Genomic DNA, 16,850 nt, shown 5'->3' with positions numbered 1-16,850 from the left:
TTGTGGTCGGTCACGCCTGCCGTGTATCGGGCAGGGCGGGTTCGGACGCCGGATCGCTTCTCCAGCGGTCGATGAGGCTCGCGGGGCAGCCGAGCCCGCGCGAGATCCTGTGCGCGGCTTCGATGGTGAGCTCGATGACGCGGTCGTGGGAAATACTGATCGTGCCGGTGGCGTAGGCGACGCTGAGTCCAGCGACGATCTCTCCGGCATCGTTGGCGATGGGGGCCGCGACGGAAATCACGCCGGGAAGATTCTCCTCGCGCACCTGCGAATAGCCGGCCGCGCGGATGCCCGGCAACTGCGTCAGAACGATCTGCGCGTCGGTGATCGTATGCTCCGTCTTCCTCGGCAGAGGATCGTCGCCCAGAAGGGCGCGCGCCTGTGCGTTGGGAAGGGCAGCGAGCAGGATCTTGCCCAATGCCGTGCAATGCATGGAAAGCGCTTCGCCGGCGTCGACGCGCAGGATGATCCAGCGGCTCGGCACCGACAGAAGATAGATGCCCCTGCCACCCGACACTGCCCCGAGATAACCGTTGAGGTTCTCCTCCTCGGCAAGCTTGCGCAGGATGTCGTGCGCGCTGCGCATCATCCCGTCGGCATTCCTGTTCGACGCCCCCAGCGCCATTGAGCGATGGCCTATCCGGTAGCGCCTTGTAGACGGGTCCTGCTCGACAAAGCCGTAAGACAGCAGCGTGTTCAGGAGCCGCTGCACAATCGCTGAGCTGAGGTCGAGATGCCGACCGATCTCGCGAACCCCCATCGGGACCGGCGAGGCGTCGATCACGGTCAGGATGTCCAGGCCACGTGCCAGAGATTGGCTTGCTGTTTTCATTTGTTCCTATTATCGGATCAATGTTCCTATATGTGAATAGCTAATACGGCATTTGCCTCCGTGTCAATTGAGGTTTGGACATTTTGCGCCTAACGAAGGAGCGGTCCTCGGCAAATCCATCGCCGCCTTTTAGGCGGGCGTTGTTCGGGCAGGCCTCGAATCTCCGCGTTCAGGACGCGAGCCGGACGCCCTCGCCAAGCGGATTGAACAACTTCACCACCGGCACATGGTCGACGTCGCGCTGGCGGCCATTGGCGAGAAGTTGCTGCGCAACTCGTCGTTCAGGAGGATCACCGCCCTCCTGTCGATCATGGTTTCGCCCTAGGCTGTAAACTCATAAAATTTCTTGGCATCTGAGTAGGCTGGTGATTCAAGGGCTTCCCAAAAGGGGAGGACTCTTATGTCCCGTCGCCGTTACGAACTGACCGATCGTGAGTGGTCGATCATCGCTCCGCTGTTGCCGAACAAGCCGCGCGGTATTCCGTGCGTTGACGATCGGCGGGTCTTGAACGGCATCCTGTGGCGGTTTCGCACGGGATCGCCATGGGCGGAGGTTCCCGAACGCTACGACCCGCCGACAACCTGCTACAATCGCTTCGTGCGCTGGCGAAAGGCAGGGGTCTGGGATCGGCTTCTCGCAGCTGTTTCAGAAGCCTACGACGGCGACATCGTCATGATCGATTCCTCCTGTGTCCGTGTCCACCAGCATGCGGCCACGGGAAAAAGGGGGATGGAGACGATGGCTGCATGGGACGTTCCCGCGGCGGCCTGACCAGCAAGATCCATGCTCTCGTCGATGCCGAAGGCCGTCCCGTCACCCTGCGCCTGACGGCCGGCCAGATTGCCGACTGCACGCAAGGCGAAGCGCTGATCGAAGGCCTCGGCGAGGGTGACATCCTGCTGGCAGACAAGGGCTACGACAGCGATGCGATCCGCGCCAGGGCGAAGCAGAGAAAGGCCTGGGCCAACATTCCGCCCAAGGCAAACCGCAAAGGTACCTTCGCCTTCTCCGCGTGGCTCTATCGCCAGCGCAACCTCGTCGAGCGCTTCTTCAACCGCATCAAACACTTCCGGGGCATCGCAACCCGATACGACAAGGACCCCGCCGACTACCTCGCCGCCGTCAAACTCGTCGCAGCCCGCATCTGGTGACAAACGTAATGAGTCTACGGCCTAGTTGGAGGGAGAGAATCCAGATGGCCGCCTTGCTGACCTGGGAGGCTGCGCGGAAGACGACGCGGGAAGCCTCGCGCATCGTGTCGATCCACGCGCCGATGTAATCGCTGTGCCGCACCCTAGGCGTGATGCCAACGGTCGCCGCTCGCGATAGAGGACCGAGCCATGTGTTGCCAGTGTCTCCGCGCCCAGGCGCGAAAACCCAGACTAAACGGAATCTTATGCTGGGTGCATTTGGGAGATCGTCGAATATATACGTGACCTTAGTGGGTTAAATGGCGCCCGAATAGATTCGAACTCCTGACCCCCAGATTCGTAGTATGATTTTCGCAATTTTTGAGCTTTCGAGCGCCCTCGCCAAGCCACGATTGGTATCGACTTTATATGCTGATAATACTGTGATTTTTAGCGTTTCATCGTGAAATTTTGTAGCGAAGCCCAAGGGTGGTATGAAGAAAGCTTTCGACATTCCTCTATCTCGGCGATGATCCGCTGCATCCTGCGACCTATCCGTGCTGGCCGCATCCTGTGTCCAGTCTAGGCTGAGTTCTGGCTGTTCACGGCTGGCAGTGACAGCGGACACCTGATCGAGCACAAGGAGGAGCGGGTTGTGCTCTCGAAATCGGGCAACGATCTTCGCCAAAGCTGGCGCAGGCGGCAGCGGTTTTGGAATTGGACATCCATCTTCTGATGAACCATTCCTTGCCCGAAATCGCATGGATGTCTCGGCGGTCGAACCGAGTTATGCGCGATGTCAGCCTGTCGAACTACAGTATGCAACACTTTAGCGTCGTCTTGCCGAGCCGGAGTAGCCCACCATTTGAGACTGCCACTCACCTTCACTGTCAGGCAGTGTCAAAGATGCGGCCGCGGTTGAGGATTGCGTTCGGGTCGAGGGCGGCTTTCAACCGACGCATCGTGTTGATCTCGGCCGCACTGCGCGATAGGTGCAGCCAGGGCTTCTTGTCGATACCGATACCGTGTTCGGCGGCAATCGACCCGCCGCTCTCCGCCACCAGGGCATAGACAGCAACCATTGCCTCGCGCGCTTTCGGGGTGCGGATCACATAATGCAGATTGCCGTCGCCCAGATGGCCGAAGACGATAAATTCGGTATCGGGGTCAATGCGCCGGACGGCCGCCTGGCTCGCCGCCAGGACGGCTTCGACGTGGTGAATCGGCACGCTGAGGTCACCGCCCATGATGTGGTCGCGGGTGCGCACGTAGTCGGCGCAGGAGTCCCGCATCGTCCACAACGCCTGGAATTCGCGCGACGACTGCGACACGACCGCATCCTGTGCCTTGCCCTCGTCCAGCGCTTCCATCAGGCTCTGCGAGAAGCGCTCGATCGTCTGGTCGTCGCGGAAGGCCTGCACCTCGGCGAGCACGTAAAAAGGTGCCCGCGCCGCAAGCGGAAGCGGCATGCCGAGGAAGCCGGTCACGCCCTCATAGGCTTGTGGCAGCATGATCTCGAAGGCCGACAGGCCGGAGCCGACGTCGGCGCGCAACCGCTCGAGCAGCGCCAGCGCGGCCCCGACCGAACTCAGCGCGACGAAGGCGTTGGCCTCGTCCAGCGGTTTTGGATGGAGCCGCAGCAAAGCCCGTGTCACCACGCCCAGCGTTCCTTCGCTGCCGATGAAGAGCTGGTTGAGATCGTAACCGGCATTGTCCTTGTCGAGACCGCGCAGCGCCGAAAGCACCGTACCATCCGCGAGCACCGTTTCGAGCCCCGCCACCTGGGCGCGGAACATGCCGTAGCGGAGCACGCGTATGCCGCCGGCATTGGTGGCAACATTGCCGCCTACCGTCGCGGTACCGCGCGCACCAATGTCGACGCCGAACTGATAGCCAGCGGCGGCGGCCGCCTCCTGCACCGCCTGCAGCGGCGTTCCCGCCGATGCCAGCACCGTGCGCGTCAGCGGCTGTACGTCGCCGAGCAAGGTCAGACGCTCGGTCGATAGAACCGCCTCCCCGTCGGCGATGCGGTGGCCGCCAGACAACCCTGTGCGGCCACCATGCACGACCAGTGTCTGGCCGAAAGCGTTGCAGGCGGCGAGACAGGCGGCGACTTCCGCCGTCGTGCCAGGCCGCGCGATGAAGCGTGGCCGCGCCGAGTACCGCCCGCGCCGGTCCTCCTGGTAGCGCGGATCGATTGCGTCGCCGACCAAAAGCGCGTTGCGCGGCAGCGCCGACGCCAGCCGCTCGAGCAGCGCTGGATCAGCGGCATCGCCGGCGTCAGGGGCATTCGATCCGGGACCGAGCATGATGGAGTCTCGCGAAAAATGTATGTCGGGAGGCTATCCGCAATTCCCTATTTGTCAAACCTATATTAGATTGCAATCCTGATATCGAGCGTCCCTGAGAAACCCAGCCACGGAGCCGAACGCTGTGGAGCTGAACTACGACACCATCGTGCGGTCCGGACTGGCTAGGCAGGTCGCCGAGACGATCCGTGCCGCCATCATGGACGGCCGTCTGCGCATCGACGAGCGCCTTCCCAACGAGGAGGAGATGGCGCGCCGCTTCAAGGTCTCGCGGCCGACGGTACGGGAGGCGCTGAAGCGGCTCGCGGCGCAGAATCTAATCAGTTCGCGGCGCGGCCCCGCGGGCGGCAATTTCGTCACCCGCCCCGACATCGACGCCGTCAGCCGGACCCTCACCGGCGCCACGACGCTGCTGGTCGGCCTCGGCGCCTTCGGCGGGGACGAAATGGTCTCTGCCCGTATCGAGACCGAGATCGTCTGTTGCCGGATGGCCGCCGCGAACCGGTCGGAGGCCGACATCGATGCAATGGCCGCGGAGATCGCGCTGCAGCGGCAAGAGGATCTGTCCGACGAGGAGTTCTGCGCCTCGGACGTGCGTTTCCACCGCGCTCTGGTGACCGCCACAGCAAACGGCCCGATGCAATTGATGATGCATACGGTGATCGAGAGCTTCATTCCGGTCACGAACCTGCTGACCTACCGCACCCGCGAGCGCAAGCGCACGTCGGACGCGCACGAACGCATCCTGCGCGCCGTCGAGCAGCGTGACGGCGACGCGGCCGCTGCGCTGATGCGCCGCCATCTAGAAGGCATGCACAGCGAGGTCACCGCAGCGCTCGAGCGGCGCGCCGCCCGCGCCAACCGACCGGCGACGGCCTGAAACCTGAAGAGAGGAAACACCGTGAGCGACACATTCCGCGCCCTGATGATCGTCGACGAGGAGGGCAAGCCGAAAGCCGCCTTCCGCCAGCTTGCGCTTTCGGAACTGCCCGATCACGACGTGCTGGTCGAGGTCTCCTATTCGACGCTGAACTACAAGGACGGCCTGGCCGTGTCGGGCAAGGGTCGCATCGCTCGCCGACTGCCCATGGTCGCGGGCATCGATCTCGCCGGCACAGTCGTCGAGAGCCGCTCGCCCGAGTGGCAGGCGGGCGACAAAGTCGTCGTGAACGGCTGGGGCCTCTCCGAGACCGAATGGGGCGGCTACACCCGCTTCCAACGCCTCAAGCCGCAATGGCTGACGCGGCTTCCCGACGCCTTCAGCCTCGAACAGGCAATGGCGATCGGCACCGCCGGCTACACGGCCGCGCTGTGCGTCGATGCCCTGGAGGACTGGGGCTCGATCGAAGCAGGCGGCCGCGAGGTGCTGGTCACCGGGGCGGCCGGCGGCGTCGGTTCAACCGCCATCAGCCTGCTCGCCCGCAAAGGCTACACGGTTACCGCGTCCACCGGACGTCCCGAATCCCATGCCTACCTGACCGAACTCGGTGCGACCGGCTTCGTCGACCGCGCGACCTTGGCCGAAAGGGGTGGCGCCCTGCAGAAGGAGCGCTGGGGCGGTGCCATCGATTCGGTCGGCTCCACCACCCTCGCCAACGTTCTTGCACAGACCTTCTATGGCGGCGCCGTGGCCGCCTGCGGACTGGCCGGTGGAATGGACCTGCCCGGCTCGGTCGCGCCACACATCCTGCGCGGCGTGACCCTCATCGGCATCGACAGCGTCATGGCGCCGGCGAAGAAACGCGAGCGCGCCTGGCGCACCCTGGCCGCTCATCTCGACGCCGCCCACCTCGCCCGCATCGCCCGCGTCGAGCCGCTGTCCGACCTGCCTCGACTGGCCGAGGAGATCGTGGCCGGGAAGATCCAGGGACGTGTCGTCATCGACGTCTCGGCCTGAGGCGCTTGCCAGGCCCTAACCCGCCGCCAGCCCGTCGCGCGAGCGGCTGGTCAGCGGCTTCTAGGCCGCCATCTCGGTCACGTATTTGGTCACCAGATAGGCCTCGATCGCCTCGGATCCGCCCTCAGTGCCGTAGCCCGAATCGCGCACGCCGCCGAACGGCACTTCCGGCAAGGCGAGGCCGTTGTGGTTGATCGTGGTCATGCCTGCGTCGATGCGCAGGCCGAGCGCCCTGATCGTCTCCGCCGACCGCGTGAAGGCGTAGGAGGCGAGGCCGAAGGGTAGCCGGTTCGCCTCGTCGACCACTTCGTCAAGGCTGGAGAAGCGGTTGACGATCGCGACCGGGCCGAACGGTTCCTCGTTCATGATGCGCGAATCCGTCGGAGCGTTGGCGACCACGGTCGGCTCGAAGAAGTTCCCGACATTGCCGATGCGCCGCCCGCCCGCGGTGACTTCGGCGCCGCGCGACACGGCGTCGGCGAGCAGCCCTTCGATCGCCGGAATACGGCGCTCGTTCGCCAGCGGCCCCATCTGGCTCTCCGGATCGAGGCCACTGCCGACCTTGATCGCCCTGGCGGCGCTGGTGATACCGTCGAGGAACTGGTCGTAGACTCCGTCCTGGATCAGGAAGCGCGTCGGCGAGATGCAGACCTGACCGGCATTGCGGTACTTGCTGGCCGACAGGACCTTGATCGCCTTGGCGACGTCGGCGTCGTCGAAGACGATTGCCGGCGCGTGGCCGCCCAGTTCCATCGTGGCGCGTTTCATGTGCAGGCCGGCGAGGCTGGCCAGGTGCTTTCCGACCGGTGTGGAGCCTGTGAAGGAGATCTTGCGGATCACCGGATGCGGGATGAGGTATTCGGAGATTTCGGACGGCACACCGTAGACGAGGTTGACGACGCCTGCCGGGATGCCGGCATCAATGAAGCAGCGGATAAGTTCGGCCGGCGAGGCCGGCGTTTCCTCCGGCGCCTTGACGATGATCGAGCAGCCGGCGGCAATCGCCGCAGAGAGCTTGCGCACGATCTGGTTGATCGGGAAATTCCAGGGCGTAAAGGCCGCGACTGGCCCGACCGGCAGCTTGATGGCGAACTGCGACACGCCGCCCATGCGCGCCGGGATGATTTGTCCGTACGCGCGCCGCGCCTCCTCGGCGAACCAGTCGATCGTGTCGGCGCCGCCCATGGTTTCCGAACGCGCTTCGGCCAGTGGCTTGCCTTGCTCGAGCGTCATGATTCCGGCGATCGTGTCGGCGCGCGAGCGCAGCAGCTCGGCCGCCTTGCGCATCAGCTTGTAGCGGTCGAACGCTCCCGTCGCCGCCCAGATGCGCGACCCCTTGTCGGCGGCCGCGAGCGCGTCGTCCAGGTCGCCACGGCTCGCATGGGCCACGTTGCCGATCGTCATCCCTGTTGCCGGATCGCCGACCTCGATCGTGCGGCCGTCGCTGGCATCGCGCCATTGGCCGTCGATGAAGAGCTTCGTGTTCGGATAGGGAATCGACATAGGGCGTCCTTCGATGAACGAGATGGGATGGCGGGTTTCGCGGCTCAGCCGCGGGCCGTGTAGCCGAGGGCGGTAGAGATGCTGCGTGCCGCCTCGATGACATCGACGGAGAACTGCTTGATGTGCTTGCGCTTGATGCGCGTATCCGGGCCCGACATGCCGATCGCGCCGACCAGCTCGCCGTCGCGGCCCAGGATGGCGCAGGCACAGGCCGCGATACCCTCGCGCCATTCGCCGTGAAGCACAGAGGCATAGCCCTGCGAACGCGCCAGTTCCACGTCCTCGCGCAGCTCCTCCATCGTGGTGCGCGTGGTATCGGTGTAGCGCTTCAGCAATGGGCGAAAACGTTCGAGATAGCTGTCGGGGAGCTGCGCCAGCATAGCTTTGCCGGTCGCCACCGTGTAGGCGGGCGCCCGGGCGCCAACGCTGGTGTTGGCGCGAATATGGTGGTCGCTCTCGATCTTGTCGACGTAGAGCACCTCGGTGTCCTGCAGCACCGACAGATGGATTGTCTCGCCCGTCGCGGCGGCGAGCTTGGTCATCGCAGGGCGTGCCAGCTTGACGAGATCCATGCGGCGGATGACGAGATTGCCAAGCTCCCAGATCCGCGTGGTGAGTTCATAGGTGCTGTGCGGCTGGATCTGGCGGACATAGCCCTGGAGTTGCAGCGTCGTCAGCAGGCGGTGCACATTGCTCTTGGTGAACTTGAGTTCCGCCGCAAGATCGGTCACGCCTCTGGGCTGTTCACTGAGCGCAAGCGTTTCGAGAAGTCTCAGTCCTTTGGTGAAGGCTTTGTCCATGTATGACCGCTTCGATGTCCAACCCGGGGGCTGTAGCACGCCGGGCCGCGCCGCCAAAGCCCACTGACAAGGGCGACTACGATACAGTATCGCAGCCGCCCGGGGGTCGTGTTGGGAGACGTTACTGTGCGAGGAGCCCGTTCAGCTTCTCCTGGCCGTACTCTTCGTTGGTGGAGTTACCGGCCGGCGAAGGTGCGCCCCAGTAGTCCGGGCTCCACTCGATCGCCCGCGAGACGTTCTTCGGGTTGTTGGCCCAATAGATGCTGATCGCGGGATCGGCCGCTTCGAACACCACCGGGGACGGCAGCGCCACCGGGAAGTTGGACGTCAGTTCGGCTGCGCGCTGCGGATCGAGTCGCCACGACAGGAGCTTGTGCGCGTTCTCGCGGTTGGGCGCGCCCTTGGGGATCGAGAAGAAGTCGTAATAGACGAAGCCCTGGTTCCACTCGAGTTCGACCGGCGCGCCTTCGAGCGCAAGCTTGCTCATCGAGCCGGTATAGGCCATGCACATGTCGGCCTCGCCATCCAACAACAGCTGCGGCGGCTGCGCCGAAGTCGTCCACCATTTGGCGATGTGCGGCTTGATCTCGGCGACCTTCTTCAGCGCGCGCTCCATGTCGAGCGGGTAGAGCTTGTCCTTCTCGACGCCGTCGGCCATTAGCGCAGCTTCGAATACGAAGCGCGGCCAGCCCGGCAGGCAGCGGCGACCCGGGAACTTCTCGACGTCCCAGAAATCGGCCCAGCTCTTTGGCACGTTGTCGCCGCTGAACTTGTCCGTGTTGTAGACGATCGACAACCCGATCACCTGCAGCGCCACGCCCTTCTTGCGCTTCAGGTTCTCCGGCATCGCGGCCAGCGTCTTCTGGGCCGGCTCCGACAGCATCGAATAGTCGATATCCTCAAGGCAGCAATCGCCAAGCAGCTTGGTCTCCTGGTCGAAGATGAAGGTCAGGTCCCATTCCGCCTTGCCGGCTTCGGCCTGGGCCTTGATGCGGGGACCGCTACGCGCCTCTTGCACGGTAATGACCTTGATCCCGGTCTCCTTCTCGAACGGGTCGTACATCACCTTGCGAAGCGCTTCGCCGTAGCCGCCGCCCGGATCCTGCATAATGACTTCCTTGCTCTGGGCCATGGCCGCGCCCGCGCCGACCGTCATCATGACGGTCGCCGCAAGCAAAGCCGGCGACAGAGTGCGTAATGTCCTTGCAATCATAGTCTCGTCTCCTCCGTTGGATTTTTGCAGTGTCAAGCGACTCCCCGCGACCGAGTGAGAACCGGGCGCGCAAGAGCTATTCCTCCCACGACAAGCAGGACCTCGAGTGTCGACACGACAGCGAGGACCGGATTGAGTTGGTAGTTGATGTCGGCCCACAGCATCAGCGGCAGGGTCCGCAGATGCGCACTCGACAGGAACAGAGAGAGCACCAGTTCGTCGAACGAGTGCAGGAAGGCGAAGAAGGTCGCAGCGGCAAGGCCGGGAGCGATCGCCGGCAGCGTCACGGTGCGGAACACCGTCAGCGGCGAGGCGCCATGGACAGCCGCGGCCTGCTCTAGCCGCGGATCGACCGCCTGCAGCGCCGCCGACAGGATAACGACGACGAGAGGAAGGCCGCCGATGGCATGCGCGGCGGCCAGTCCCCACATCGAGCCGACCAGGTCGAAGCGCAGGAACAGCGAGTAGAGCGACAGGCCGAGCACCACCGGCGGCACGATCACCGGGCTGACCAGCAACAGCATGATCGCCGATTTGCCCTTGATTCGGCTGCGCACGATGCCCATCGCCGCCGACGCGCCCAGCGTCACCGCGATGCAGGCCGACATGGAGGCGATTACCAGGGAATTCCAGAACGCCGACATCCAGTTGGAATCGGAGAAGAACTTCTCGTACCAGCGCAGCGAGAACGACGGCGGCGGGAAGGTCAGGTAGGTGGCGCTGCTGAACGAGATGATCATCACCACCACAATGGGCAGGATCAGCCCCGCCACCACGAGGCCGCCCATCAGGCGTACGGTCCAGGTGCCGAAACTCGCCGGGAGGTGCCCGGCCAGGCGCAGCAATGGCCAGCCGATCACGTCGGCGATGGCGCTGGCGAGCGACCGTCGGCCGTCGGTCGCGCTTTGCGCCGCGACGGCGGTGGGCTTTTCCACCGAATCCGACAGCTTGCCGCCGCCCCAGATAAACTCGAAGCCGAGGAAGCGGCCGGCGATGCCCACCACCGCGAGCGTGATGACGAGCAGCACGACCGCGAGCGACTGCAGAAAGCCCTCCGACGTAGCGAAGTCGGCCTGCTGGGTGATGTGCATGGCGAACATCTGGTCGCCTGGCCCGCCGAGCAGGGTGGGCGTGATGAAGAAGCCGAGCGCGGTCACGAAGACCAGCAGGAAGCCGGCGCCGACGCCGGGCAGCGTCAGGGGGAACAGCACCCGCCAGAAAACAGCGATGGGTCCCGCTCCCGCCGCCAGCGCCGCGCGCGCAAGACTCTGGTCCAGCCGCGCTACGCTCGCATAGATGCTCAGTACCATGAGCGGCAGCAGCACCGCGGTCATGCCGAGCAGCACGCTGCCGCGATTGAACAGCAGCTGCGCCGGTTCGGCGAAGACGCCCAGCGCCGCCATCAGCTTGTTGATTGGCCCGTTGCGGCCGAGCAGCACCATCCACGCATAGGTGCGGATCAGGATCGCGATGAAGTAAGGCAGCACGATCGCGGTCGCGATCAGTACCTGGACGATCCCGCGGCTGCGATGGATCAGCAGTGCGGTCGGATAGCCAAGTACGAGGCACAGGCAGGCGACCGTCAACGATATCTGCATCGTGCGCAGCAGTGATTCCCAGTAGAGCGGGACCGAGAAGACGCGCTCGAAGTAGACTGACCAAGTGGGTCCGCTGACGCTGATGCGGCCGAGGTCGATCAGCGGCAGCAGGTAGATGAAGGCGAGGAAACCGGCTGCCGGCAGGAGCAGAACGGCGGGATTCTTGATCCACTCAGAGAGCTGGATCGCTGGCCTGCGCGGCGGCCGCGCATCGAAGGCGGCCGTGGTCATGACAGGACCCAGCAGTCTTCGGCACCCCAGCTGACATGCAGCAAGTCGCCGACGGACGGTAAGGGCCGGCCAGTCCTGTCGGTGCAGCGGATGAGCAATGTCTCGCCGCCCTCCATACGCACCTCGACGCGCAGGATCTCGCCGAGGAACAGTGCGGAGGTCACCACCGCCGGAATGGAGTTCGCCGTCGGCACATCCGAAATCGCGATCCTCTCCGGGCGGACGAGCACCGAGGCACGTCCGACGTCGATCGCGTCGCGGCTTTCCGCGCTGAAGACGTAGCCGGCGCGGTTCTTGAGCGTCATCGTCGTGCCGCGCTTCTGCACGACCTCGGCCTCGATCAGATTGCTCTCGCCGACGAAGGATGCAACGAAGCGATCCTTGGGGTGGCGGTAGATTTCGGTCGGCGTGCCAACCTGGACGATCTTGCCGGCATCCATGACGGCGATGCGGTCGCTCATGGTAAGCGCTTCGCCCTGGTCGTGGGTAACGAAGAGGATCGTGCTGCCGAGGGTGCGGTGAAGCTGTCGGATCTCGATCTGGATCGATTCGCGCAGCCGCCGATCCAGAGCGCTCAGCGGTTCGTCCATCAGCACGACCTTTGGCCGCAGGACAATGGCGCGCGCGATCGCCACGCGCTGCTGTTGCCCGCCCGACATCTGCGACGGGCTCTTTGCGGCATGTTCCGACAACCGCATCATGTCGAGCGTCTCGGCGACTCGCCGCTCGGCGGTCGCGCGGTCGACGCCGGCCATTCGCAACGGAAAGGCGACGTTCTGCGTCACCGTCATGTTGGGGAACAGCGCGTAGCTCTGGAACACCATGCCGAAGCCGCGCTTGTGGGTCGGCACGTCCTGAATGGCCTTTCCGTCCACCAGGATTTCACCATCGTCTGGCTTCTGGAAGCCGGCGATAAGGTTGAGCAGCGTCGTCTTGCCGCTGCCCGACGGGCCGAGCAACGTGATGAACTCGCCGGGCTCGATCTCGAGGCTGACTTGATCCGCGGCGCGGAAGGCCCCGTACGACTTCACTATCTCCCGGACGGCGATCCCCGACCCGATGACGCTGCGCTCGAAAGCTTCGCTCGTGGCGGCGGACGTATTGTCCCCGGCGTTCCTGCGCTCGACGCGCCCGGCCACCTTTTCGGCCATCCTATCTCTCCTCCCGCTGTTCCATATTGTAGAACAGCTTTCTGTTTTTATCATTTGCTGCCGCTACCTGCTTGTCAAGCCTTTCGTGAAAGCAGCCGGCGCGGTGTAAACATGCCCCCTGTGGGAGCGTGGCACCGACAGTGAAGCACCCAAAACCGGATTGACAGGAACACGCTACCAGGACTAGGCTCATTTTCAGAAAAGCGTTCTATATTATAGAACACCTGTTGGAAGTCCAAAAGCTAACCGTCTCGACCGCCTCAGGGCGCCGAGGCGGATTTGGGAGGATGGAAGTGCCTACTTCACTTCGCGACATGGCGAAGCATGTCGAGCAAGGCATGCGCATCGCTTTGCCCGTCGACTATGCGGGCGTGTCGATGGCTATGACCAGGCCGATCATCGAGCACGGCGCGGGCGACCTCCACATCGTCTGCGTGCCGACCGGCGGCCTCCAGGTCGACCAGCTCGTCGGCGCAGGCCTCGTGCGCACGGTGGAGACCAGCGCGGTATCCCTCGGCGAGGCCGGTGGAGCGCCGCGATTCAACGAGGCGGTTCGCGAGGGCGCGATCCGGATCATGGACGCAACCTGCCCCGCCATCCATGCAGGCCTGATGGCGGCGCAGAAGGGCAGCCCCTTCCTGCCGATGCGCGGCCTCATCGGCACCGACGTCCTGCGCCACCGTGACGACTGGCGCGTCATCGACAATCCCTTCGCCGAACGGGGCGACCCGATCGTCCTCATCCCTGCCATCAAGCCCGACCTCGCCATTTTCCATGCGCCGATGGCGGACCGCTTCGGCAATGTCTGGATCGGGCGTCGCCGCGAACTGGCCGCTATGGCCTACGCGTCCGCTAGCACGCTTGTCACGGTCGAACGCATTGTCGACGAGAACCTTCTCTTGTCGGAGACCACCGCCGCGGGCACTTTGCCGGCGCTCTACGTCAGCGCGATCGCCCATGCGCCGAAGGGTGCCTGGCCCTATGGTTTATGGGGCGAGTACCCGACGGATACCGCGGAAATCCTCCGCTATGCTCGCGCCGCCAGAACTGCGGTCGGGTTTGCCGGCTACATGGAATCGGCCCGGTTGGAGCCCGCGCAATGAGCGATATCCTTCCCCGCGAAGTGCTGATCTGCACAATCGCACGATTGCTCGACGGCGTCCGCCACGTCGCGGTTGGGGCCTCCTCGCCGATACCCGCGGCCGGCGCCATGCTGCTGCGCGCCATGAAGGCCAGGGCCGGAGCGCCCGAGCCGCGGATCTCGATCCTCGGCTCGGTCGAGCACAACTTCTTCACCAACGGCTCGGCCGAACTGTTCGACTGCGCCGGCCAGGGCCGCATCGACGCCTTCTTTCTTGGCGGTGGCCAGATCGACGGCCGCGGCAACGTCAACCTCGTCGGCGCCGGAGATTATCCCCGCTCCAGCGTGCGCTGGCCGGGCTCCTTCGGCTCCAGCTACCTCTATTTCGTCGTGCCCCGCGTCATCCTCTTCCGCGAGGAGCACAGCCCGCGCGTCTTCGTCGACAAGGTCGATTTCATCAGCGCGCCGGGCGTCAGCGACGATGGCGTCTATCGCACCGGCGGCCCCTATGGCCTGCTGACCGGCAAGGCGTTGTTTTCCTTCGACAAGGCGCGGCCCGGCTTCCGGCTGGACAGCGTGCATCCGGGCCACGACCTGGCCGAGATCCGCCAGTCGACCGGCTTCGATTTCGCCCATGACGAGGCGCCGAAGCAGACGGCGCTTCCGGACGAAGCGACACTCGCCCTGCTGCGCGGACGCGTCCTCGACGAGCTGGCCGAGACCTACCCCGAATTCGCCGAGCAGTTGCGCCGGGATCTTCGCGATCCGGCTCCTTGCATGCTCGCTTCATAATTGAACTGGACAGAATGATGATGCTGAATACGGGCTCTCTGGCCAACATCAAGGTGATCGACGCCAGCCGCGTGCTGGGCGGTCCCTATGCCGGCCAGGTGCTGGCCGACCACGGCGCCTCTGTCATCAAGATCGAGCCGCCGGCAGGCGACGAGACGCGCGGCTGGGGCCCTCCCTTCCTAAACGGCACCGCGAGCTACTTCCTCGGCCTCAACCGCAACAAGCGCGGCATGGCGCTCGACATGGCGCAGCCGGCCGGCCAGGAACTGCTGCTGGCTCTGTTGGAGACGGCCGACGTCTTCATCGAAAATTTCAAGACCGGCACGCTCGAACGATGGGGCCTGACGCGCGAGGAACTGGAGCGCCGCTTTCCGCGCCTCGTCCACTGCCGCGTCTCAGGCTTCGGCGCCGACGGCCCACTCGGCGGCCTGCCGGGATATGATGCCGCGATCCAGGCATCCACCGGCATCATGAGCGTCAACGGCGAGCTCGGCGGCGATCCCCTGCGCGTCGGCCTGCCGGTCGTCGACATGGTGACCGGCCTCAACGCGGTGATCGGCATCCTGCTCGCGCTCAACGAGCGGACGCTGAGCGGCAAGGGCCAGTTCGTCGAGACGACGCTCTACGACTGCGGGATCTCGCTGCTGCATCCTCACCTGCCGAACTACTACCTGTCCGGCAAGGTCCCCGGCCCGTCCGGCAACGCGCATCCGAACATCTGTCCCTACGACACCTTTGCCACCGGCACTGAGCCGATCTTCCTCGCCGTCGGCAACAACCGGCAGTTCGAGACGTTGTGCCGCATCATCGGCCGCCCCGACCTGCCCGGCGACGCGCGTTTCGCCAGCAATGGCGAACGCAACGTCAACCGTGACGCGCTGAAGGTCGAGCTCGAACGGGCGCTTGCGGGCTTCGAGTGCGACCCGCTCGCCGACACGCTGATCAAGGCCGGCGTTCCGTGCGGCGCGGTGCGCACCATCGACCAGGTGGTCGCCGATCCCCACACAAGCCACCGCGAGATGGTCGTCGACATCGGCGCCTATCGCGGCACCGGCAGTCCGATCAAGATGGCGCGCACACCGGCGAGCTATCGCCTCGCGCCGCCGCAATTCGCCGAGCATACGGCCGAGATTCTGGGCGAGATCGCGCTAGACGGCGAACGCTACCGGGACGTCCTGCCGGGGTATGAAGTAGACGGTCCCGCGCCGGCCAAGGCGAAGACCGCATAGGAGCGCCGGAGGTCATGAACATGATGAACCAGACGCGCTCGCTGTCGATCGGGATCATCGGTGACGGTTTCATGCAGCCGGCCTTCTTCGAGGGTGCGCTGACGAAGCGGCTCGCTGGGCGCGCCGCGACCTATCGCCAGATGCAGCTCGACTGGCCGCTCAAGGTGCAGTCGACGAAGTTCGATCCCGATCTTCCCGTCGCCGAGTTCGTCGGCCGGCCGGAGCATTATTTCGACTTTATCGCCGACCTCGATGTCCTGGTGACGCACCTGGCGCCGATCACCGCCAGGAGCCTGGAGCACGCGCCGAAGCTGAAGATCATCGCCGTGTCGCGCGGCGGTCCGGTCAACATCGAGATGGCGGCCGCCCGTGCCCGCGGCATCACCGTCGTCAACACGCCCGGCCGCAACGCCTCCGCGGTCGCCGAATTTACGGTTGCGTCTCTGCTCGCCGAAACGCGCAACCTGATCCGCGGCCACCTGTCGGTGGCAAGCGGCGAATTCCGCCGCGAATTCTACCACTTTGATCATACGGGACCGGAACTCTGCGAACTCACCGTCGGCATCGTCGGATTCGGCGACATCGGCTCGCGCGTGGCGCGGCTGCTGCGGCCATTCGGGTGCCGCATCGCCATCTACGATCCGTTCCGGCAGTTGACGCAGGAAGAGGCCGACGCCGGAATCCGCAAGATGGAGCTGGACGAGCTCCTGGCGCATTGCGACGTCGTCACGCTGCATCCGCGCGTCACGCCGCAAACCAAAAACATGATCGGCCGCGCCCAGATCGCCGCGATGAAGCCCGGCTCATATATCGTCAACACGACGCGCGGCCAGGTCCTCGACTACTCCGCGCTTTACGATGGGCTGGTCTCGGGACATCTGCGCGGCGCGGCCCTCGACACCTTCGATCCCGAGCCGCCGCCAGCCGACTGGCCGCTTCTGAAACTTCCCAACGTGACGCTGTCGCCGCACATTGCCGGCGCGTCCCGCTATTCGATCACCAAGGCCGCCGACATGATCGCCGAGGACATCGGCCGTATCCTGGAAGGCGAGCAGCCCCTCTACCCGACGAAGTGAACCTTGC

General features: G+C 64.8%; 15 protein-coding genes and 1 pseudogene. 7 read left to right on the top strand and 9 right to left on the bottom strand.

The features are described from left to right. Nucleotides 1–10: 10 nt before the first annotated feature. Nucleotides 11–832, bottom strand: coding sequence for an IclR family transcriptional regulator (locus B9Z03_RS08605; RefSeq protein WP_085463834.1), 822 nt, complete (start codon nt 830–832; stop codon nt 11–13). A gap of 172 nt (nt 833–1,004) precedes the next feature. Further along, nucleotides 1,005–1,144 (bottom strand): annotated as a pseudogene (locus B9Z03_RS08600) (DUF2958 domain-containing protein); the annotation flags it as partial. A gap of 88 nt (nt 1,145–1,232) precedes the next feature. On the opposite strand from B9Z03_RS08600, the gene B9Z03_RS08595 reads away from it, so the two are divergent. Beyond that, nucleotides 1,233–1,984 (top strand): IS5 family transposase gene (locus tag B9Z03_RS08595; RefSeq protein ID WP_139832207.1). Its coding sequence is split into 2 segments (ribosomal slippage): nt 1,233–1,548 and nt 1,548–1,984, totalling 753 coding nucleotides; the frame shifts between segments, so codons are not numbered across the junction. Here B9Z03_RS08595 and B9Z03_RS30190 read toward each other — a convergent pair. Together B9Z03_RS30190 and B9Z03_RS08590 are read right to left on the bottom strand one after the other, a co-directional pair. Continuing rightward, a complete protein-coding gene (locus tag B9Z03_RS30190; RefSeq protein WP_432417028.1) occupies nt 1,956–2,231 on the bottom strand; it encodes a zincin-like metallopeptidase domain-containing protein in 276 nt (91 codons plus the stop codon). The two genes, B9Z03_RS08595 and B9Z03_RS30190, sit on opposite strands and share 29 nt — an antisense overlap. A 622-nt stretch (nt 2,232–2,853) precedes the next feature. Further along, nucleotides 2,854–4,272 (bottom strand): FAD-binding oxidoreductase, encoded by a 1,419-nt coding sequence (locus tag B9Z03_RS08590; protein ID WP_085463833.1) that lies wholly within the window; start codon nt 4,270–4,272, stop codon nt 2,854–2,856. 124 nt (nt 4,273–4,396) lie between these two features. On the opposite strand from B9Z03_RS08590, the gene B9Z03_RS08585 reads away from it, so the two are divergent. Then, nucleotides 4,397–5,152 (top strand): FadR/GntR family transcriptional regulator, encoded by a 756-nt coding sequence (locus B9Z03_RS08585; RefSeq protein ID WP_085463832.1) that lies wholly within the window; start codon nt 4,397–4,399, stop codon nt 5,150–5,152. 21 nt (nt 5,153–5,173) lie between these two features. Further along, nucleotides 5,174–6,169: an MDR family oxidoreductase gene (locus tag B9Z03_RS08580; RefSeq protein ID WP_085463831.1), complete on the top strand. Its 996-nt coding sequence runs from the start codon at nt 5,174–5,176 to the stop codon at nt 6,167–6,169. Between the two features lie 60 nt (nt 6,170–6,229). Here B9Z03_RS08580 and B9Z03_RS08575 read toward each other — a convergent pair whose 3' ends face one another. From B9Z03_RS08575 to B9Z03_RS08555, 5 genes are all read right to left on the bottom strand, one after another. Then, entirely contained in the window at nt 6,230–7,672 is a 1,443-nt protein-coding gene (locus B9Z03_RS08575; protein ID WP_085463830.1) for an NAD-dependent succinate-semialdehyde dehydrogenase, read from the bottom strand. Nucleotides 7,673–7,716: 44 nt separating this feature from the next. Beyond that, nucleotides 7,717–8,472, bottom strand: a complete 756-nt coding sequence (locus B9Z03_RS08570) for an IclR family transcriptional regulator (protein WP_085463829.1) — start codon at nt 8,470–8,472, stop codon at nt 7,717–7,719. Between the two features lie 121 nt (nt 8,473–8,593). Next, the gene (locus B9Z03_RS08565; RefSeq protein ID WP_085463828.1) at nt 8,594–9,685 is read right to left on the bottom strand and encodes an extracellular solute-binding protein; all 1,092 of its coding nucleotides are present in this window, start codon (nt 9,683–9,685) and stop codon (nt 8,594–8,596) included. 32 nt (nt 9,686–9,717) lie between these two features. Then, nucleotides 9,718–11,514: an ABC transporter permease subunit gene (locus tag B9Z03_RS08560; protein ID WP_085463827.1), complete on the bottom strand. Its 1,797-nt coding sequence runs from the start codon at nt 11,512–11,514 to the stop codon at nt 9,718–9,720. Beyond that, on the bottom strand, nt 11,511–12,665 hold the full coding sequence (locus tag B9Z03_RS08555) for an ABC transporter ATP-binding protein (protein ID WP_085463826.1): 1,155 nt from the start codon (nt 12,663–12,665) through the stop codon (nt 11,511–11,513). Before B9Z03_RS08555 ends, B9Z03_RS08560 begins: the two co-directional genes overlap by 4 nt. Nucleotides 12,666–12,979: 314 nt before the next feature. Here B9Z03_RS08555 and B9Z03_RS08550 point away from each other — a divergent pair, with 314 nt between their 5' ends. The 4 genes from B9Z03_RS08550 to B9Z03_RS08535 are packed head-to-tail and all read left to right on the top strand — an operon-like array spanning nt 12,980 to nt 16,843. Then, nucleotides 12,980–13,768, top strand: coding sequence for a CoA transferase subunit A (locus B9Z03_RS08550; protein WP_139832446.1), 789 nt, complete (start codon nt 12,980–12,982; stop codon nt 13,766–13,768). Continuing rightward, the gene (locus tag B9Z03_RS08545; protein ID WP_085463825.1) at nt 13,765–14,538 is read left to right on the top strand and encodes a CoA transferase; all 774 of its coding nucleotides are present in this window, start codon (nt 13,765–13,767) and stop codon (nt 14,536–14,538) included. The genes B9Z03_RS08550 and B9Z03_RS08545 overlap by 4 nt, the downstream gene beginning before the upstream one ends. 20 nt (nt 14,539–14,558) lie before the next feature. Further along, nucleotides 14,559–15,767 carry a CaiB/BaiF CoA transferase family protein gene (locus tag B9Z03_RS08540; protein WP_085467551.1) on the top strand — a complete coding sequence of 403 codons (1,209 nt, stop codon included), beginning with the start codon at nt 14,559–14,561 and terminating at the stop codon, nt 15,765–15,767. Between the two features lie 14 nt (nt 15,768–15,781). Next, a complete protein-coding gene (locus tag B9Z03_RS08535; RefSeq protein ID WP_210191354.1) occupies nt 15,782–16,843 on the top strand; it encodes a 2-hydroxyacid dehydrogenase in 1,062 nt (353 codons plus the stop codon). The last annotated feature ends 7 nt before the right edge of the window (nt 16,844–16,850 follow it).

It is taken from the genome of Mesorhizobium australicum, from assembly GCF_900177325.1.
GTDB classification, from domain to species: domain Bacteria; phylum Pseudomonadota; class Alphaproteobacteria; order Rhizobiales; family Rhizobiaceae; genus Mesorhizobium_A; species Mesorhizobium_A australicum_A.
The sequence above is the reverse complement of the archived record's forward strand: the minus strand, read 5'-3'. Positions and strand labels throughout refer to the sequence as shown.

Excerpts from the sequence above, each read along its gene's own strand:
- B9Z03_RS08605 (WP_085463834.1), bottom strand. The coding sequence starts at position 832 with ATGAAAACAGCAAGCCAATCTCTGGCACGTGGCCTGGACATCCTGACC.
- B9Z03_RS08590 (WP_085463833.1), bottom strand. The coding sequence starts at position 4,272 with ATGCTCGGTCCCGGATCGAATGCCCCTGACGCCGGCGATGCCGCTGAT.
- B9Z03_RS08575 (WP_085463830.1), bottom strand. The coding sequence starts at position 7,672 with ATGTCGATTCCCTATCCGAACACGAAGCTCTTCATCGACGGCCAATGG.
- B9Z03_RS08570 (WP_085463829.1), bottom strand. The coding sequence starts at position 8,472 with ATGGACAAAGCCTTCACCAAAGGACTGAGACTTCTCGAAACGCTTGCG.
- B9Z03_RS08565 (WP_085463828.1), bottom strand. The coding sequence starts at position 9,685 with ATGATTGCAAGGACATTACGCACTCTGTCGCCGGCTTTGCTTGCGGCG.
- B9Z03_RS08560 (WP_085463827.1), bottom strand. The coding sequence starts at position 11,514 with ATGACCACGGCCGCCTTCGATGCGCGGCCGCCGCGCAGGCCAGCGATC.
- B9Z03_RS08555 (WP_085463826.1), bottom strand. The coding sequence starts at position 12,665 with ATGGCCGAAAAGGTGGCCGGGCGCGTCGAGCGCAGGAACGCCGGGGAC.
- B9Z03_RS08550 (WP_139832446.1), top strand. The coding sequence starts at position 12,980 with ATGGCGAAGCATGTCGAGCAAGGCATGCGCATCGCTTTGCCCGTCGAC.
- B9Z03_RS08545 (WP_085463825.1), top strand. The coding sequence starts at position 13,765 with ATGAGCGATATCCTTCCCCGCGAAGTGCTGATCTGCACAATCGCACGA.
- B9Z03_RS08540 (WP_085467551.1), top strand. The coding sequence starts at position 14,559 with ATGCTGAATACGGGCTCTCTGGCCAACATCAAGGTGATCGACGCCAGC.
- B9Z03_RS08535 (WP_210191354.1), top strand. The coding sequence starts at position 15,782 with ATGAACATGATGAACCAGACGCGCTCGCTGTCGATCGGGATCATCGGT.